Raw genomic sequence first — 16,567 nt, 5'->3', positions numbered from 1 at the left:
TATGGCAACTCCCCTGCTCTCTGTCGATACTCTGAGTATTGCCTTTCGCCAGCGTGATACGCAGCATCTTGTCGTCAATGACCTCTCCTTACGGATTGAGGCGGGCGAAACGCTGGCGCTGGTGGGCGAATCCGGTTCCGGTAAAAGCGTTAGCGCGTTATCGATCCTGCGCCTGCTCCCCTCACCGCCGGTGGTATACCCCTCCGGCGATATCCTGTTTCATGGCGAGTCGTTGTTGCATGCCAGCGAAAGAACCTTGCGCGGCGTGCGCGGCAATAAAATCGCCATGATTTTCCAGGAGCCGATGGTCTCCCTGAACCCGCTGCATACGCTGGAAAAACAGCTGTATGAAGTGCTCTCGTTGCATCGCGGTATGCGACGTGAAGCGGCGCGGGCAGAAATTCTTGATTGTCTGGATCGCGTGGAGATCCGCAACGCGCGCGCGCGATTAGGCGATTTCCCGCATCAGCTTTCCGGCGGTGAGCGCCAGCGCGTGATGATCGCGATGGCGCTGCTCACGCGCCCCGAACTGCTGATTGCCGATGAGCCGACGACCGCACTTGACGTGTCCGTACAGGCACAAATCCTGACGTTATTGCGTGAGCTGCGCGATGAGCTGAACATGGGATTGCTGTTTATCACCCATGATTTAAGCATTGTGCGTAAGCTGGCGGACACGGTGGCGGTGATGCAAAACGGCCGCTGTGTCGAGCAAAACAGTGCGCAGACCTTGTTCAGCGCACCGGCGCATCCTTATACGCAAAAGCTGCTCAATAGTGAGCCCAGCGGTAAGCCCGTCTCCCTTCCTTCCGATGCCCAGCCCTTGTTACAGGTCGAAAACCTCGCCGTTAGCTTCCCGGTTCGCAAAGGGATCTTTAAGCGCGTGGTGGATAACAACACGGTGGTGAAGGACATCAGCTTTACGCTGCGCCCCGGTGAAACGCTTGGCCTGGTGGGGGAATCCGGTTCGGGGAAAAGCACCACCGGGTTAGCGTTGCTGCGCCTGGTGGCCTCGCGCGGGACAATTCTGTTTGATAACAAACCACTACATCAATGGAACCGTAAGCAGATGCTGCCGGTGCGCCATCGTATTCAGGTGGTCTTTCAGGATCCAAACTCGGCCCTGAACCCAAGGCTGAATGTGCAGCAAATTATCGAAGAGGGGCTGCGGGTGCATCACCCGGAGCTATCGCGTGAACAGCGCGAACAGCGTGTGATCGAGGTGATGGGTGAAGTCGGGCTGGATGCCGAAACGCGGCACCGCTTCCCCGGTGAGTTTTCCGGCGGCCAGCGCCAGCGCATCGCTATCGCCCGTGCGCTGATCCTTAAGCCTGAACTGATTATTCTCGATGAGCCGACATCGTCGCTGGATCGCACTGTGCAGGCGCAAATCCTCGCGCTGCTGAAATCATTACAGGAAACCCACCGGCTGGCGTACATCTTTATCAGCCACGACCTGCAGGTTGTGCGCACATTGTGCCATCAAGTGATTGTGCTGAAAGAGGGGGAAGTGGTGGAGCAAGGAGAGTGCCGACGTGTGTTTGATGCGCCTGCTCAGGCGTATACACGCCAGCTTCTGGCATTACGCTAAATCAGAACGGATTTTGTCCTGAGAAGGGTTCCGCGATGGCAACGCCGAAATTTTTCAGGCGGCACGTCGCGGCAAACTCATCCTCGCAGTTGACGAACAGGCACGGTTCCCCTTCGCACTCAAGCACGGAGCAATTCACTTCGATATCGCTCAGCGCCTGGCTGAGTTTGTGCATGACAGGCCATGCGTTGTCGCCATCCGGGCTCAACAGTTTTAAGGCAACAAGCGTGTCGTCCGCTGACTGACCATTTTGCGGAATCGGTTCAACTTTGGCACCTGCAAAACCATCTAACCAGCGATAGCACTGGGGCAGACGGTGGATGATGGAGAGCTGTAATGTATTCACGTTCTTTCCCCGGAAGTACTTTTACTTCACAAATATTTCACACTTATATTAACACACTATTGACAATTCATCCTGTCAACCACGTAGAAGTGAACACATCCCGCGTGGCGTGTGGGGTAGTCACTCATTTATCAGGATTTTATGGGTAAGCGACAGGCCCGGTTTCGGGGTATATGTACCCGTTTCTGCGATCTAACTCAACCTTTTTCACTACAATGATGTGACTTTTTACACTAATAGATTTTACATAAAATAAACAAACGCGTGTAAAGGTAAGTTGTTTCTGGTTGACATGTATCAAAAAAGGGAGCGTTTTTGCTCCCTGTTCAGGCAGGTTACGCCGGTTTTTTCGCCCGGCTGGCGTAGAGATAGAAGAGAATTGAGCAGGTAGCGCAGAAGGTAATTGACCAAATCATCGGCCAGGCGGTGTTAAAGGTCGCCATCGACAGCAGCGCACCCACAATGGCGCCAATGCCAAAACGGAACGTCCCCGCCAGTGATGACGCCGTGCCCGCCATATGCGGAAACTCATCGAGGATCACCGCCATCGCGTTTGACGCCACCAGCGAAACGCAGCCAACAAACGCCGCAACACCCAGCACCAGCGACCAGAAACCGACATCCAGCAGTGCCGTCACCACCATCCATAACGCCATGGCAAATTGCACCCACAGCCCACTGCGGAACATGTTTAAGGCACCAACACGGCGCACGATACGCCCATTAATTATTGTCGTCACAAACAGGAACACAATGTTCAGCGCAAAGTAGTAACCAAAGTCCTGCGGCGAGATATGGTTAATTTTGATATAGACAAACGGCCCGGCGCTAAGAAAAGAGAACATGCCGGCAAAGCTGAAACCGCTCGCCAGCATATAGCTCAGCACGCGTTTATGGCGAAACAGCGACGCGAAGTTACCAAGCGTGGTGCGGAAATGGAATTTATGCCGTTTTTCTACCGGCAACGTTTCGCGGATAAAAAAGACAATCATTGCTGAGACCAGCAATGCGGCAATTGCCAGGATCCAGAAAATGGCGTGCCAGTTGAACCAGACCAATACTGCGCCACCAATCATCGGTGCCAGCAGCGGCGCAATGGTGGTCACCAGCATGACAAATGACATCATGCGGGAGAACTCCTCACGCGGGTAAATATCACGCATCAGCGCGTTAATCACCACGCTTGCCGCAGCCGCCGCAAGGCCATGAAAAAAGCGCATGGTAATCAATTGTTCGATACTCTGCGCCAGCGCACAGGCAACGGCAGCCGCGGCAAAAACCAGCGTACCGCCGAGGATAACCGGCTTACGCCCGATGCTGTCGGCCATCGGACCGTATAACAACTGGCCGACCGCAAAGCCCAGAATATAGGTACTCAGCGTCATCTGCGCGCTGCCCGCCGGTACGCCAAACTGTTCGGCAATCACCGGTAGCGCAGGCAGATACATATCGATGGATAACGGCATCAGCATGGCCAGCAGGCCAAGAATAAATACAATGCTCAATGATGAGTGTGGCCTGCGGGTCACGTAAATCTCCTGAATTAGCGGGGTGGCATGCCAACGCTGGCAATTTCATCTTCAGTTAATGGCCGGTATTCGCCCGGTTCGAGATCTGCATCAAGCGCAATCGCACCGATGCGCTCGCGGTGCAGACCCACAACATGGTTGCCAACGGCTGCGAACATCCGTTTTACCTGATGGTAACGCCCTTCGCTGATGGTCAGACGCACTTGTGTCGGCGTGATAACTTCCAGCATTGCAGGCCTGGTGAGATCTTTTTCATTATGCAACTGTACGCCACGGGCAAACTGCTCAGCGGTGTCATCTGCGACCGGCGATTCCAGCGTCACCAGATAAGTTTTTTCGCAGTGATGGCGCGGCGAAGTAATGCGGTGCGACCATTGACCATCGTCGGTCATCAATACCAGACCGGTGGTATCAATATCCAGGCGCCCCGCCGCATGCAGCTTATGCGCCACCGGCTCATCAAGAAAATAGAGTACCGTCGGGTGATCCGGATCGTCCGTCGAGCAGACGTAACCTTCTGGCTTGTTGAGCATAAAGTAGCGCGGGCCATTTTGCTGAACGAGGGTATTGCCGTCGTATTCAACCTCGTGCTCGGGTTGCAGTTTAAAGGCGGTATCTCTGACGATCTCACCATTGACCGTAACGCGCTGGCCGCGGATTTCACGCCCGGCAATAGCGCGGCTGACGCCGAGTTGCTGAGCGATAAACTTATCAAGTCGCATGAAATTTTTTTGCCTGTATGGTGCTGGGTGCGGGCAATGCGCCCGAAAACAGAAATGAGTACCCGAACAGTATAACGAGCATCACAGACCGCTCAAAGGAAAGATTCGTGGCATACTGTGCCGTGTGAATGTGTAACCCCTGCGAGATAATGACTTTTACCTTACGCCCCTATCAACGCGAAGCGGTGGACGCCACCCTCGCCCACTTTCGTCAACATGCCGAACCTGCAGTCATTGTGCTGCCCACCGGTGCAGGAAAGAGCCTGGTTATCGCCGAACTGGCGCGGCTCGCGCGCGGGCGCGTACTGGTGCTGGCGCACGTTAAAGAGCTGGTGGCGCAAAACCACGCGAAGTATGTCGCGCTTGGGCTGGAGGCCGATATTTTCGCCGCCGGGCTTAACAGCAAACAGAGCCACGGCAAAGTGGTGTTTGGCAGCGTCCAGTCCGTTGCGCGTAATCTGGCGCAGTTTCAGGGGCAATTTTCCCTGCTGGTGGTCGATGAGTGTCACCGCATTGGCGACGACGATGACAGCCAGTACCAGCAAATCCTCAGCCATTTGCGCGAAGTGAACCCTCACCTGCGTTTGCTCGGCCTGACGGCGACACCTTTTCGCCTCGGTAAAGGCTGGATTTATCGCTTTCATTACCACGGTATGGTGCGCGGCGATGAAAAGGCGCTGTTTCGCGACTGCATTTATGAACTGCCGCTGCGCTACATGATTAAACACGGTTATCTCACACCGCCGGAACGGCTGGATATGCCGGTAGTGCAGTATGACTTCAGCCGTTTGCAGGCGCAAAGTAACGGTCTTTTTAGCGAAGCGGATTTGAACCGTGAGCTGAAAAAGCAGCAGCGCATTACGCCGCACATTGTTAGCCAGATTGTCGAATTTGCGCAGACGCGCAAAGGGGTGATGATTTTTGCCGCCACCGTCGAACACGCGCGCGAGATAACGGGCTTGTTACCTGCCGATGACGCGGCGCTAATTACCGGAGAAACCCCCGGCCCGCAGCGTGATGCCTTAATCGAAGCCTTCAAAAGTCAGCAATTTCGCTTTCTGGTAAACGTCGCGGTGCTGACCACGGGCTTTGATGCGCCGCATGTGGATTTGATAGCCATTCTGCGCCCGACAGAATCCGTCAGCCTGTATCAGCAAATTGTTGGTCGCGGCCTGCGACTCGCGCCAGGAAAAACCGACTGCCTGATCCTTGATTACGCCGGCAACCCGCACGATCTCTATGCCCCGGAAATCGGGGCGCCAAAAGGTAAAAGCGATAATGTGCCGGTGCAGGTGTTCTGCCCGGCGTGCGGTTTTGCCAATACCTTTTGGGGAAAAACCACCGCCGACGGCACACTGATTGAACATTTCGGCCGCCGCTGCCAGGGCTGGCTGGAAGATGATGAAGGCCACCGTGAACAGTGCGATTTCCGTTTTCGCTTTAAAAACTGCCCGCAGTGCAATGCAGAAAATGATATCGCCGCCCGTCGCTGTCGCACCTGCGATACGGTGCTGGTTGACCCGGACGATATGCTAAAAGCGGCGCTGAAACTGAAGGATGCGCTGGTGCTGCGCTGTAGTGGCATGACGTTGCAACAGGGGGCGGATGAAAAAGGCGAATGGCTGAAAATCACCTATTACGATGAAGATGGCGCGGATGTGAGTGAGCGCTTCCGCCTGCAAACCGCCGCGCAACGCACCGCCTTTGAGCAACTCTTTATTCGCCCACACACTCGCACGCCTGGCGTGCCGCTGCGCTGGATTGTCGCAGCAGATATCGTGGCGCAGCAGGCATTATTACGCCACCCTGACTTCGTCGTCGCGCGGATGAAAGGCCAGTACTGGCAAGTGCGGGAAAAAGTGTTCGATTATGAAGGCCGTTTCCGGCGGGCACATGAATTCCGGGGATAAACGCGCTTTTGATTGATGTATCGAACATTCAGGGATAGAATACCGCCCGCTTTTGCATCCGCAAAGCCGATCATCTGCCTGTTGCTGGGTCGCCTGTAACAGGATTATTTAAGAGAGATTCAAATGTTTACTATTAACGCAGAAGTACGTAAAGAGCAGGGTAAGGGTGCGAGCCGCCGCCTGCGCACAGCGAACAAGTTCCCGGCTATCGTTTACGGTGGAACTGAAGCGCCAATCGCTATCGAACTGGATCACGACAAACTGTGGAACATGCAGGCGAAAGCTGAGTTCTATAGCGAAGTTCTGACCATCGCTGTTGATGGCAAAGAAGTAAAAGTGAAAGTTCAGGCTGTACAACGTCACCCGTACAAAGCCAAACTGACTCACATCGACTTCGTTCGCGCTTAATCGCCGACAAGTTGAAGAAACCCCGCTCCGGCGGGGTTTTTTATGGCTTATTTTCCGCCGGTCAGGCGTCGTTGCAGCTGGTCGCGCAGATTCGGCGGCGTACCTTTAATGGTCAGCGTATCGGTCGCCGGATCCCAGAAAATGCGCTCGCCGAGCAGTAAAGCATCGAAATTGATGGTCAGGCCGCCGCCGCTACCGGCATATTTGGTCAGCTGACGCAGCGTGCTACGATCCGCCGGGAAGCTCTCCTCCAGCTCGTAGCCCTGACCTGCGGTGAACTCTTCGAAACTGACTTCGCTCACGCCTGCCAGTTCTTTGGAGAGCGAAGCCAGTTCAATCTCTTCGCCCGCCTGCAACTGCTCATTACAGTAGGTGTAAACCTGCTGGCGCACCGTCTGGCGTTCTGATTTGTCCAGCTCCGCCTGGGCGGTAAAATCGTCCACCGCTTGCAACAACCCGCGGTTTTGCGCTTTGGCGTTCAGCCCTTCGCTGGCCCCGAGGAAATCCATAAAGAAGTCAGCGACTTTTCGCCCTACCCGACCCTTCAGGAATGTCAGATAGCGGGTCGACTGCGGATTGGTTTCCCACTCCGTGAGATCGATACGCGCGACGATATCCGCATGGTTAATATCCAGATAGTGTGTGGCGCTGATATCCAGATGTTCATTAACACGCATGCTGCTTAAGTTGTTCAGCACCGCGATCAGCAGGTATTCCACCGCCAGGTAACGGTAGTGGCAAAAAAGCACAATACCGCCATCAGCGAACGGATATTTTGCCAGTTCATCACGTAAGCGCCCGGTTGCCGCACGGCTGAAGGCCAGAAACGCTTCTTCGCCCTGGCGCTGAAGACGCAGCGCTTGCGCCAGTTCGCTCTCGTCGTTAAACAGGCCATAGGCTTTATTTTTCGCACTGTAAACCCGGTGCAACTCAGCAACCATCTCTTCGACAGGCGCGGTGGGTTCCAGCAAAGAATCGCGCAGCACCAGTTCAAGGGTTTGCTCATCACGTTTGATAAGCTGGTGCAGGGCAATCTGGTTGATGTCCAGACTCATGATAAACTCTCCTTTTAGACCGCCGGTATTCAACCACCACCAACGCGACTGTGCAACTGCTGATAAAAAAGCAGAAAAAAAGCTGTTGCTACGGTAATATGTTGCCCTTTCATGAACAGACTGATTTCGATTTATGCCACAAATCTCCCGCTACAGTGATGAACACGTTGAAAAGCTTCTGAGTGAGCTGGCTAACGTACTGGAAAAACACAAAGCACCGACCGATCTGTCCCTGATGGTGTTGGGTAATATGGTGACAAATCTGATTAATACCAGCGTCGCCCCCGCACAGCGTCAGGCTATCGCGAACTCTTTCGCGCAGGCGTTACAATCGTCCATCGGCGACGACCAGGCGCATTAAGGGAAATATCGACAGTTTATGGTGACTAATCGTCAGCGCTACCGAGAAAAAGTCTCCCAGATGGTTAGCTGGGGACACTGGTTCGCGTTGTTCAACATTCTGTTGTCCATCGTGCTCGGTAGCCGTTATCTGTTTGTTGCCGACTGGCCGACCACCCTCTCCGGGCGGGTTTATTCCTACCTGAGCGTGGTCGGGCATTTTAGTTTTTTGGTTTTCGCCACCTATCTGCTGGTGTTGTTTCCGCTGACATTTATTGTGATGTCCCAGCGGCTGATGCGCGTGTTGTCCGCGCTGCTGGCGACCGCCGGCATGACGCTGTTGTTGATTGACAGCGAAGTCTTTACCCGTTTTCACCTGCATCTCAACCCCATCGTCTGGGAACTGGTCATTAACCCGGACCAGAACGAAACCGCGCGTGACTGGCAATTAATGTTTATCAGCGTGCCAGTGATCCTGCTGATTGAGATGTTGGTTGCGACCTGGAGCTGGCAGAAACTGCGCAGTCTCACCCGGCGTCGCCACTTTGCCAAACCGTTGGCCGCTTTTTTCTTCGTCGCCTTTATTTCCACCCACGTGATGTATATTTGGGCCGACGCCAATTTCTATCGCCCCATTACCATGCAGCGGGCGAATCTGCCGCTCTCCTATCCAATGACCGCACGTCGTTTTCTGGAAAAACACGGGCTACTGGATGCGCAGGATTACCAGCGCCGCCTGGTGGAGCAAGGTAATCCGGAAGCGGTATCGGTGCAGTATCCGCTCAGTGATTTGCGTTACCAGGATATGGGTTCCGGCCAGAACGTATTGCTGATTACCGTCGACGGTCTCAACTATTCACGTTATGAGAAACAGATGCCGCAACTGGCGAGCTTCGCCCAGCAAAACGTCACGTTTACGCAGCATATGAGTTCTGGCAATAACGCTGATGGCGGCTATTTCGGTCTTTTTTATGGCATATCGCCAAGTTACATGGATGGCGTGCTGTCGGCGCGTATTCCGGCGGCGCTGATTACCGCTTTCAACCAGCAGGGTTATCAGCTGGGGCTGTTCTCTTCCGACGGTTTTAGCAGCCCACTCTATCGCCAGGCGTTGCTATCTGATTTTTCTCTGCCCCCAGCAAAAGCGCAAAGCGATGAACAAACTGCCGATCAGTGGATTAGCTGGCTGGGTCATTATGCGCAGGAAGATAACCGCTGGTTCTCGTGGATTTCGCTAAACGGCACAGCGTCTGTTGATATGTCACAGCCTGGCTTTGCCCGTAAATATGGCCGAGCAGCGGCTGGTGTCGACGATCAAATCGCCCGCGTGCTGGATGCTCTGCGCACCTCAGGTAAGCTTGATGACACGGTAGTGATCATTACCGCCGGACACGGTATTCCGGAAAGCAAAGAAGATAACCATTTTGACTGGTCACGCAGTCGGTTGCAGGTGCCGCTGGTTGTGCACTGGCCAGGGACGCCGGCGCAACGCATTAGCAAATTAACGGATCATAAAGACATTATGACTACGCTGATGCAGCGTCTGCTGCATGTCAGCACGCCGGCAAGCGAGTATTCACAAGGTCAGGATCTGTTTACCGCCACGCGCCGTCATAACTGGGTAACCGCTGCGGATAGCGACGTACTGGCGATTACCACGCCGGAATTAACGCTGGTGCTGAATCAGAATGGGAATTACCAGACCTGGAATGCGCAGGGTGAGAAAATTCGCGATCAGAAACCGCAGCTCAGCTTACTGCTGCAGGTGCTGACGGATGAAAAACGTTTTATCGCTAACTGATTGATTAATTATGAATCACTCAGCCTGCCCTTAGCTTGCAATCAGCGATGAAAAGGGTACTATTAGCGCCACATGTCGGCACGTAGCGCAGCCTGGTAGCGCACTGTCATGGGGTGTCAGGGGTCGGAGGTTCAAATCCTCTCGTGCCGACCAAAAAATCCCAAGAAAACCAACCCATTGCGGTTGGTTTTTTTATGTCGGCAATTTGCTCAAGGTAAAAAGAAGGTAAAACCTCTGTCCGTTCAGTGCGTGCATGACAGGAAGAACGCGTCCGCTATGAGCGCGGAGCATAAGTTCGGAACTTCCACAACCGCATGACTGACACGGAGGCGTCTTAAGCAACCGGGAGCAGGTTAGTTCAGTCGATACATTTAAAACAGGTATTTTAGTTATTCGTTTCGTTATACATCCACGATAAAGCAATGTGTTGTCGTACCTGGTTTCAAAGATACCGGCCTCATGGCAGACATCTTGCACTGTTCGTCCGCTTCAACCGACTTGATCACAGTGATGATCTGATGCCAAAAAAAGGGCTTTACGCATAGCAAGCGCCCTATTGGCAAAATGAGCATGCAGGTCGATCTCTGAAAGGGAATGGGGGGATTATGCCGGGTACTTACACTAAGAGCGCGTATGGCACAAACCTCGCGTTTTTTATGCCTGCAATGGACTCCGGACTATGGTCTAATTCCTTACCAATAATATGTCTTGAAACGCATTACCGTTTTTGAAATACCTAAAAGTTAAAAAGAAGCTGGGCATAAACCAGCTTCTTTTCAGAGAGTTACCGCATGTAAAATGATCAATGATTATCCAGGTCAATGACATTATCAAACAGGGATAACGTTTTAACATCATGTGTAGATAATATAATCGTTTTATCACTGGTCATTAAACAATCTAACGCCAGCATAGCACTTTTTTCATCGAGATTAGCGGTCGGCTCATCGAGCAAAATAATAGATTTAGATGAAAGTAATGCCCTGCAAAGCATTAATCGCTGTAATTGACCGGAAGAAAGAACGGGATTACTTGGCGATATTTTTGTGTACAACCCTGCAGGCAAAGATGTAATCACCTCCAATAATCCAAATTTTCTCAACATTTCACGGCAATCATGTTCACTAGCCTCTCCACCACTATACCAGACGATATTATCATAAATCGTGCCGTTAAAGACGATAGAGCCTTGTGGAAGATAATAGACATTGGAATAAAATAGATGCAGTTCATCCTTATTAATTTCATGGCCATCTATAATAAAATCACCGTTTCCTGGCATATATAATCCAGCCAATAATTTCAATAATGTACTTTTGCCAGTGCCAGACGTTCCTATTACAGCCGTTCTGGAATGCAACGGTATTTCAATAGTTAAATTTTTAATAATTGAACTATCAGGTCCATAACCAAATTGTAGATTCTGAACACAAATTGATTCTTTAATTTTAGAATGCTCACGAGTAATGTCGATTTCTTTGTAAGATAACATATCTTTTAATCGCTCATCAGAGACATTTTGCAGCTTCTGCGCAACGCAACACTGATAAAATTGATTGATGCTATCCATCGCAATCCTTCTGAAAAACCAAAAGGCAATTACATTTCCGTAAGAGATATGTAATTCACTTATGCTATAGAATGAGATCCATAAAAACAACATCGAATCAATATTACTCAAAAATGAAAATATTGCACTCTGTCTAATATCAGTCGTGTTTACCTTTTTGTATCGATGAAACAACACTTCAAGTAAATTATTATACCTGCCAAGGATGCCGGTACTTAGCTCACCAGATCTAATTGTCTGGATCCCATTTATTGTTTCAAGGTTAAATGTTTCAATATCCGAAACACTTTCCTCAAGGCTTTTTGAAAATGACTTTTTGAGACCGGCAAAGTAATAACTAATGCAACCAAAGATTGCCATGGTTCCGATTGAGAGGACCGACAGAACAATATTTAGCCATAACATTATGCATAGCGTAACAACAGTTATAGTCAATGCCTTGTATTTATCATTAAGTATTTTTTCCCTGTTAAGAACAGCCATACCAATGGCGTTGATCCGTTGATTAATATCAGCCGAAGATCGCCTTTCAAAGTAAGATATATCTTTCTTTAACAACCTTTTAAATAATGAAGGCTTATATTTGGTTGCTGCATTTATCGCAGCATTCAAACCATATTTGTTGCTAATATATTGTAGGAGTGATATAAAACAAAAAAGTATAATCATTCCCATAAACATTATATTGACCTGTTCATCTGCAAAGAAATGTTGGTCTTTAGATATAAATGAGAATAGCATCGGCGTGATCAAAGAAAAGAGCGACAAAAATATTGCCAGTAAACATCTTTTCATGATCCCCGGAAAAGAGAGTTTTTCTAGCCACCCGCTTTCACTTTTAATTTTACCCGAGCTTTTTTTATCATTATATAATGATTCATCAAGAATCAAGCCAAACCCGGTTGCCGATAGTTCAAGTTCTTCAGCCGAGATCATTAACCTGCCAGTAGCAGGGTTTAAAACCTGAAAGAAGGTACCGTGATGGCTATATACATAAACATAATGATTTCCACCATAATGCAATATACATGGGACGGGTAAATATTGAATGCTGCTAACATCAAATTTTACCGGTAAGGCCTCATAGCCGTATGATTTTAGTATTCTGACTAATAAATCCAGGGAGGTACCATCACCTCCCCCCCATTTATCACGTAAGTCAGTTAATGTAATATTTTCACCCAAGGTGTTGAGCATCATGCAAGCACATGCAAGCCCACACTCGGATATTTCCCCTTGATAAACCATTTCAGGAGATGAATAATATTTCTTTTTCATAATATGAAATAAAACCTAAAAATTATAACTAAAGAAAGACGTGTAATGCCACAAAGTCCATTCATCGTTATATCTGCAGATTCCCTGCTCAACTAACTCTGGCATTTGTTTTTCGACCTTACGATGATCAACGCAATCTAAAATATCTATATTTAAATTGTTTTTATTATCCATCTGGAGACAGTAAAATAACGTCGACTGTTTTAGCAGGCGACTGAAAACCGGAATGCCAGAGTGCAACTCACAGCTTCGTCCCAGCAACCTGACTGGATACGTTTTCATTTTTTTCTTTGTAAGCCTGGTTGTACATTCTGGAATTGCATCAGGAAAGATAACAAGGCTCTTTTGATTCTCTACCAGGGAAACAATAATATCCTGGAAACTGTTGCCTTCGTTACCCTCCATCGCTTCAGGGTTGAATTGTTCGACAGAGATACCCTGCGAGTTATTGTTTTGCTTTTCATGAAGACTTTGCATTGAGTTGTGCACAGAGACTACGACCACCGGCTTTCTCATAACCCGCGCGGCAATCACCGTCTGTAAAATATCCGAGACGGTATGCAATGGCGCAAATATCAGATGAGAAGAGATTTTTTTTTCATCAATATAACTTCTTATTTTTTCCGCACAGGCTTCCAACTGTTCCAGCAGTTGTTTATTCTCATGAATAAGGGCATTCTTTAATATTTTCTGTCGCATAACACAAAAAAAATGGGTTGTGCCGCTTTGGATCCCAAGAACGTTGTAATGGGTTTGCCTGAAGCTACTATTCAGGCCATAATCCTTGCCAAACAGAAAACAATATTTTTTCGCAATATAGAGTAAAAATCTATAATCTATATATTTAAAAAGTAAAGCTACCAGCTTGCTTTTTATTATTCTAAAAATGGCTATTTTCTTGTAATAAACACGAACATAACCTGACAATAACAAACTAAGAAATTCAAAGCCTGGCATCACGTTCTCTACTGGTCTGTATTTATGAATTATACTTAAATATTAAGCGGTCATTCCGCCATCAAGCACAATTGTTTGGCCTGTCATATATTGACAAGTTTCACTAATCATAAATCGTGCAACCTTTGCCACCTCTTCCACAGAACCAATTCGACGCAACGGGATTTGTGAGCGTAATTTTTTCAAGGCATCTGGCGATAAGTTTCGCGTCATATCACTCTCGATGACACCCGGAACCAGGCAGTTAACGCGAATACCGAATCGAGCAACTTCAAGAGCCAATGATCGGGCCAGCCCAAAATGAGCCGCTTTACTTGCACCATAAGCCGTTTGACCAATATTACCTTTTATTCCCGTTACCGAACTCACCAGCAAAATGGCACCATCGCCATTCGCCATCATTTCTGGAAGTAGATACTTATTCCAGTAAAAAATGGCGTTTAGGTTTGTATCAATCACATTCCGCCATTGATCAATCGATTGACGAATATGAAGTTCATCCTGAGTGACCCCGGCATTATGTATGATGGCTTTAGGCGGCCCATATCGATTTAACAAATCCTTCGCGACCGTTTCTACCTGCACAACATCACAGTTATCGCAAACCACATGCTCAATGAAGGTATTACGGGGCTGGTTATTTTCATCCAGGCTGGATTTTGTCGACCGCGAAGTGAATATAATATTATTGTCACTACGCAATTCATTTACAATAGCTGAACCAATCCCGCGGTTTCCACCTGTAACAAGGATCCATGAGTCACTCATTATTAAGCACCTAAAATACTAAGCTGATAAAATGGATGCACAAAACTCTTTCAGAGTCATGTCCGTTGATTTCATTGTGGATTCAAAATTTATCGTTATATTAAATTCCTTTTTAACCAATACCATTAATTCCACATAATCAAGGCTATCTAATTCTAATTCGGAGATAGTGGTTTGTTCGTTTATTTCTTCTAAAGGAAGATCTTTTGCATCAGCAATAGTGGTAGCAATAGCGTTATAAAGCTCTGTGTACATATTCATTTCACCTGTTAGTTAATGGCAACTTTCAGCGTTGCCGAAATTTGCATGAGTGTGTTTTCATTTTCTTTTGCCGCCACCTGAACTTGAATTAACCAGCCATAATTTGCATCACCGGTTATCAATGGTCTTTCAATAGAGAGACACAAGCCTTCAATTTTTTGTCCGTCCCTGTTAAACAAGGAAGAGTGGCAATAGAAATCATAATGTGTCTGGAGCACTTTTTCCTGCGACAACAATGCTGATAGCGAATGTACGGGCGTACATTCTTTTAAAAAATCGGCAGGAAACAATTCCTCAGTCCTGAATAGTTCTCTGAACATTACTGAGGACAAAAAAACGGCATAATTTTTTTCAATGTCAGCAGGCCACAGAGCAACAACCTCATCCTGATATTCCTTTGACAATATCCTTTCGGCAATAACATTGTTGATCGCCGGGTAATTTGCCTGAGTAATAGCGCCGCGAATATGTGTAATACCTGACGAGGAATCAATCAATTTGAAGATTGTCTTTGGTTCTCCACCATTATGGCTTAATGAGTACTTCGTACCACACAATATCGGCTTTTCAAATTTTGCTGAAAATTTTATCGGGGCAGAATATGTTGGGCTAAAAATACCGGCATGATAAATCAGCTCTTTTTGTACATCCGCCAGTACACGCATGCCATGCGCAATCAATACTGTTTGATTCAGTTTAGCGACAGCGAGTAGATCAAAGTGTATCGGGTTGTAATCACCGGAAAAACTGGCCCAACACTTTGCGTGAAAGCTATCATATGCAAAATCTGTCATAACGAGCGACCGATTACCAGAGCAGCATTTGTCCCCCCGAACCCAAAACTGAGATTCAGTACATTATCTACAACAGCCTGACGATGCTGGTTTGGAATGAAATCAAGATCACATTCTGGATCGGGGCGGTTCAGATTACGTGTTGCCGGGAGGATATTGTTTTCCAGCACCTTCAGACAGACAATGCTTTCGAAGCTGCCTGCTGCAGCAATCAGATGCCCGCTGTAGGATTTTGTGCTCGAAACGGGGATCTCATAGGCATACTGCCCAAAAACATCTTTAATAGATTGTGTTTCATTGAGATCGTTGAGCATGGTTGATGTTCCATGCGCATTGATATAGCCAATTTCATCCACGCTTAATCCCGAATCAGCTAATGCTTTCTTGATAGTAGAAACACGTGAAAGCTTATCCTGTGCAGGCGCGGTAAAATCAAATCCATCGGAGAAATTCCCGTAACCTTTAATTTCACCGAGTAGGGTTGCCCCTCTTGCCAGGGCTGATTCGCGCTCCTCCAGACACAAGATAGCCGCGCCTTCAGATAAAACGAACCCCGAGCGGTCAAGACTGAACGGGCAAGAGGCTTTTTCGATATCATGCTGTTCGTGCGTTAACGCCTGAAGCACATCAATCATCCACACCGATGTATTTGATATCAATGATTCACTTCCACCGGCAAGCATCATAGTCATTTGGCCATTTTTAATTAATTCATAAGCCTCACCAATTGCCATGCTACCCGTGGCGCATGCTGCTATCGGGGTATTTTGATAACCTCTTAATCCCCACATGATGCTGCAAGCGGCCGTTGCGACGCTTGGCATGATATGAAAGCAGCTAAACGGTGAGCCAACACCAACGTGTTTATAATCATCATAATTATGGTAGGCATCATCAACTCCCCCCCAGCCGGTGCCGACAATCGTGCCGCATTTCAGAGGATCGTAGATATCGGCAGGCTGAGACTGGTCAAATGCCATTGCAACAGCTTCCTGCGCAGCCGCAAGGCCAAAACGTGCAAAACGAGGTAATTTTCGTCGGATAGAAGCAGGAACCCCCTTTAACTTAGGTTCATGCGCAATCAGGCCATAAAATTTCGAGTTAACACTCGCATCCGTTTTATCAACGTACTGATAGCCCATTTGGTAATCCATAATAGATTTCCAGCTCTCTTCCGCTGAGCTTCCAAGCGGCGTAACAGCACCGTAGCCGGTGATAACAACGCGTTTAGGTTCCAT

At 48.6% G+C, this 16,567-nt stretch carries 15 protein-coding genes and 1 tRNA gene; 6 read left to right on the top strand and 10 right to left on the bottom strand.

What is annotated here, in order from left to right; translation table 11 throughout:
• Position 1 precedes the first annotated feature (1 nt).
• Positions 2 to 1,591, top strand: a complete 1,590-nt coding sequence (gene yejF, locus BN2591_RS00475; RefSeq protein ID WP_086868155.1) for a microcin C ABC transporter ATP-binding protein YejF — start codon at positions 2 to 4, stop codon at positions 1,589 to 1,591.
• Position 1,592: 1 nt separating this feature from the next.
• Here yejF and BN2591_RS00470 read toward each other — a convergent pair whose 3' ends face one another.
• The 3 genes from BN2591_RS00470 to rsuA form a co-directional block, all read right to left on the bottom strand.
• The gene (locus BN2591_RS00470; RefSeq protein WP_086868153.1) at positions 1,593 to 1,937 is read right to left on the bottom strand and encodes a YejG family protein; all 345 of its coding nucleotides are present in this window, start codon (positions 1,935 to 1,937) and stop codon (positions 1,593 to 1,595) included.
• Between the two features lie 335 nt (positions 1,938 to 2,272).
• On the bottom strand, positions 2,273 to 3,466 hold the full coding sequence (locus BN2591_RS00460) for a Bcr/CflA family multidrug efflux MFS transporter (protein ID WP_086868149.1): 1,194 nt from the start codon (positions 3,464 to 3,466) through the stop codon (positions 2,273 to 2,275).
• A gap of 14 nt (positions 3,467 to 3,480) precedes the next feature.
• Positions 3,481 to 4,188, bottom strand: a complete 708-nt coding sequence (gene rsuA, locus BN2591_RS00455; RefSeq protein WP_086868147.1) for a 16S rRNA pseudouridine(516) synthase RsuA — start codon at positions 4,186 to 4,188, stop codon at positions 3,481 to 3,483.
• A gap of 149 nt (positions 4,189 to 4,337) precedes the next feature.
• On the opposite strand from rsuA, the gene radD reads away from it, so the two are divergent.
• Positions 4,338 to 6,098, top strand: a complete 1,761-nt coding sequence (gene radD, locus BN2591_RS00450; protein ID WP_086868145.1) for a DNA repair helicase RadD — start codon at positions 4,338 to 4,340, stop codon at positions 6,096 to 6,098.
• Positions 6,099 to 6,221: 123 nt separating this feature from the next.
• On the top strand, positions 6,222 to 6,506 hold the full coding sequence (gene rplY / locus BN2591_RS00445; RefSeq protein WP_017458549.1) for a 50S ribosomal protein L25: 285 nt from the start codon (positions 6,222 to 6,224) through the stop codon (positions 6,504 to 6,506).
• Between the two features lie 47 nt (positions 6,507 to 6,553).
• On the opposite strand, the gene yejK is transcribed toward rplY, so the two are convergent.
• The gene (yejK, locus tag BN2591_RS00440) at positions 6,554 to 7,561 is read right to left on the bottom strand and encodes a nucleoid-associated protein YejK (RefSeq protein WP_086868143.1); all 1,008 of its coding nucleotides are present in this window, start codon (positions 7,559 to 7,561) and stop codon (positions 6,554 to 6,556) included.
• Between the two features lie 133 nt (positions 7,562 to 7,694).
• Here yejK and BN2591_RS00435 point away from each other — a divergent pair, with 133 nt between their 5' ends.
• The 3 genes from BN2591_RS00435 (at position 7,695) to BN2591_RS00425 (ending at position 9,854) form a co-directional block, all read left to right on the top strand.
• A complete protein-coding gene (locus BN2591_RS00435) occupies positions 7,695 to 7,922 on the top strand; it encodes a YejL family protein (protein WP_086868140.1) in 228 nt (75 codons plus the stop codon).
• A gap of 18 nt (positions 7,923 to 7,940) precedes the next feature.
• Positions 7,941 to 9,701, top strand: a complete 1,761-nt coding sequence (yejM, locus tag BN2591_RS00430; protein WP_086868138.1) for an LPS biosynthesis-modulating metalloenzyme YejM — start codon at positions 7,941 to 7,943, stop codon at positions 9,699 to 9,701.
• 76 nt (positions 9,702 to 9,777) lie between these two features.
• Positions 9,778 to 9,854: transfer RNA gene (locus BN2591_RS00425), tRNA-Pro, on the top strand.
• 649 nt (positions 9,855 to 10,503) lie between these two features.
• On the opposite strand, the gene BN2591_RS00420 is transcribed toward BN2591_RS00425, so the two are convergent.
• The 6 genes from BN2591_RS00420 to BN2591_RS00395 are packed head-to-tail and all read right to left on the bottom strand — an operon-like array spanning position 10,504 to position 16,567.
• The gene (locus BN2591_RS00420) at positions 10,504 to 12,549 is read right to left on the bottom strand and encodes a peptidase domain-containing ABC transporter (RefSeq protein WP_086868136.1); all 2,046 of its coding nucleotides are present in this window, start codon (positions 12,547 to 12,549) and stop codon (positions 10,504 to 10,506) included.
• Positions 12,550 to 12,564: 15 nt separating this feature from the next.
• Complete coding sequence (locus tag BN2591_RS00415; protein WP_086868134.1) at positions 12,565 to 13,506, bottom strand: hypothetical protein; 942 nt, start codon at positions 13,504 to 13,506, stop codon at positions 12,565 to 12,567.
• Positions 13,507 to 13,548: 42 nt separating this feature from the next.
• A complete protein-coding gene (locus BN2591_RS00410; protein ID WP_086868132.1) occupies positions 13,549 to 14,274 on the bottom strand; it encodes an SDR family oxidoreductase in 726 nt (241 codons plus the stop codon).
• An 18-nt stretch (positions 14,275 to 14,292) separates the two neighbouring features.
• Positions 14,293 to 14,529: an acyl carrier protein gene (locus BN2591_RS00405; protein ID WP_407659110.1), complete on the bottom strand. Its 237-nt coding sequence runs from the start codon at positions 14,527 to 14,529 to the stop codon at positions 14,293 to 14,295.
• Positions 14,530 to 14,543: 14 nt separating this feature from the next.
• Complete coding sequence (locus tag BN2591_RS00400) at positions 14,544 to 15,329, bottom strand: MaoC/PaaZ C-terminal domain-containing protein (protein WP_086868128.1); 786 nt, start codon at positions 15,327 to 15,329, stop codon at positions 14,544 to 14,546.
• Positions 15,326 to 16,567, bottom strand: a complete 1,242-nt coding sequence (locus BN2591_RS00395) for a beta-ketoacyl-[acyl-carrier-protein] synthase family protein (RefSeq protein WP_086868126.1) — start codon at positions 16,565 to 16,567, stop codon at positions 15,326 to 15,328. The genes BN2591_RS00400 and BN2591_RS00395 overlap by 4 nt, the downstream gene beginning before the upstream one ends.

It is taken from the genome of Kosakonia pseudosacchari (genome assembly GCF_900184035.1).
Taxonomy (GTDB): Bacteria; Pseudomonadota; Gammaproteobacteria; order Enterobacterales; family Enterobacteriaceae; genus Kosakonia; species Kosakonia pseudosacchari.
Note: the sequence above shows the minus strand (reverse complement) of the source record. Positions and strands in the feature narration are given on the sequence as shown.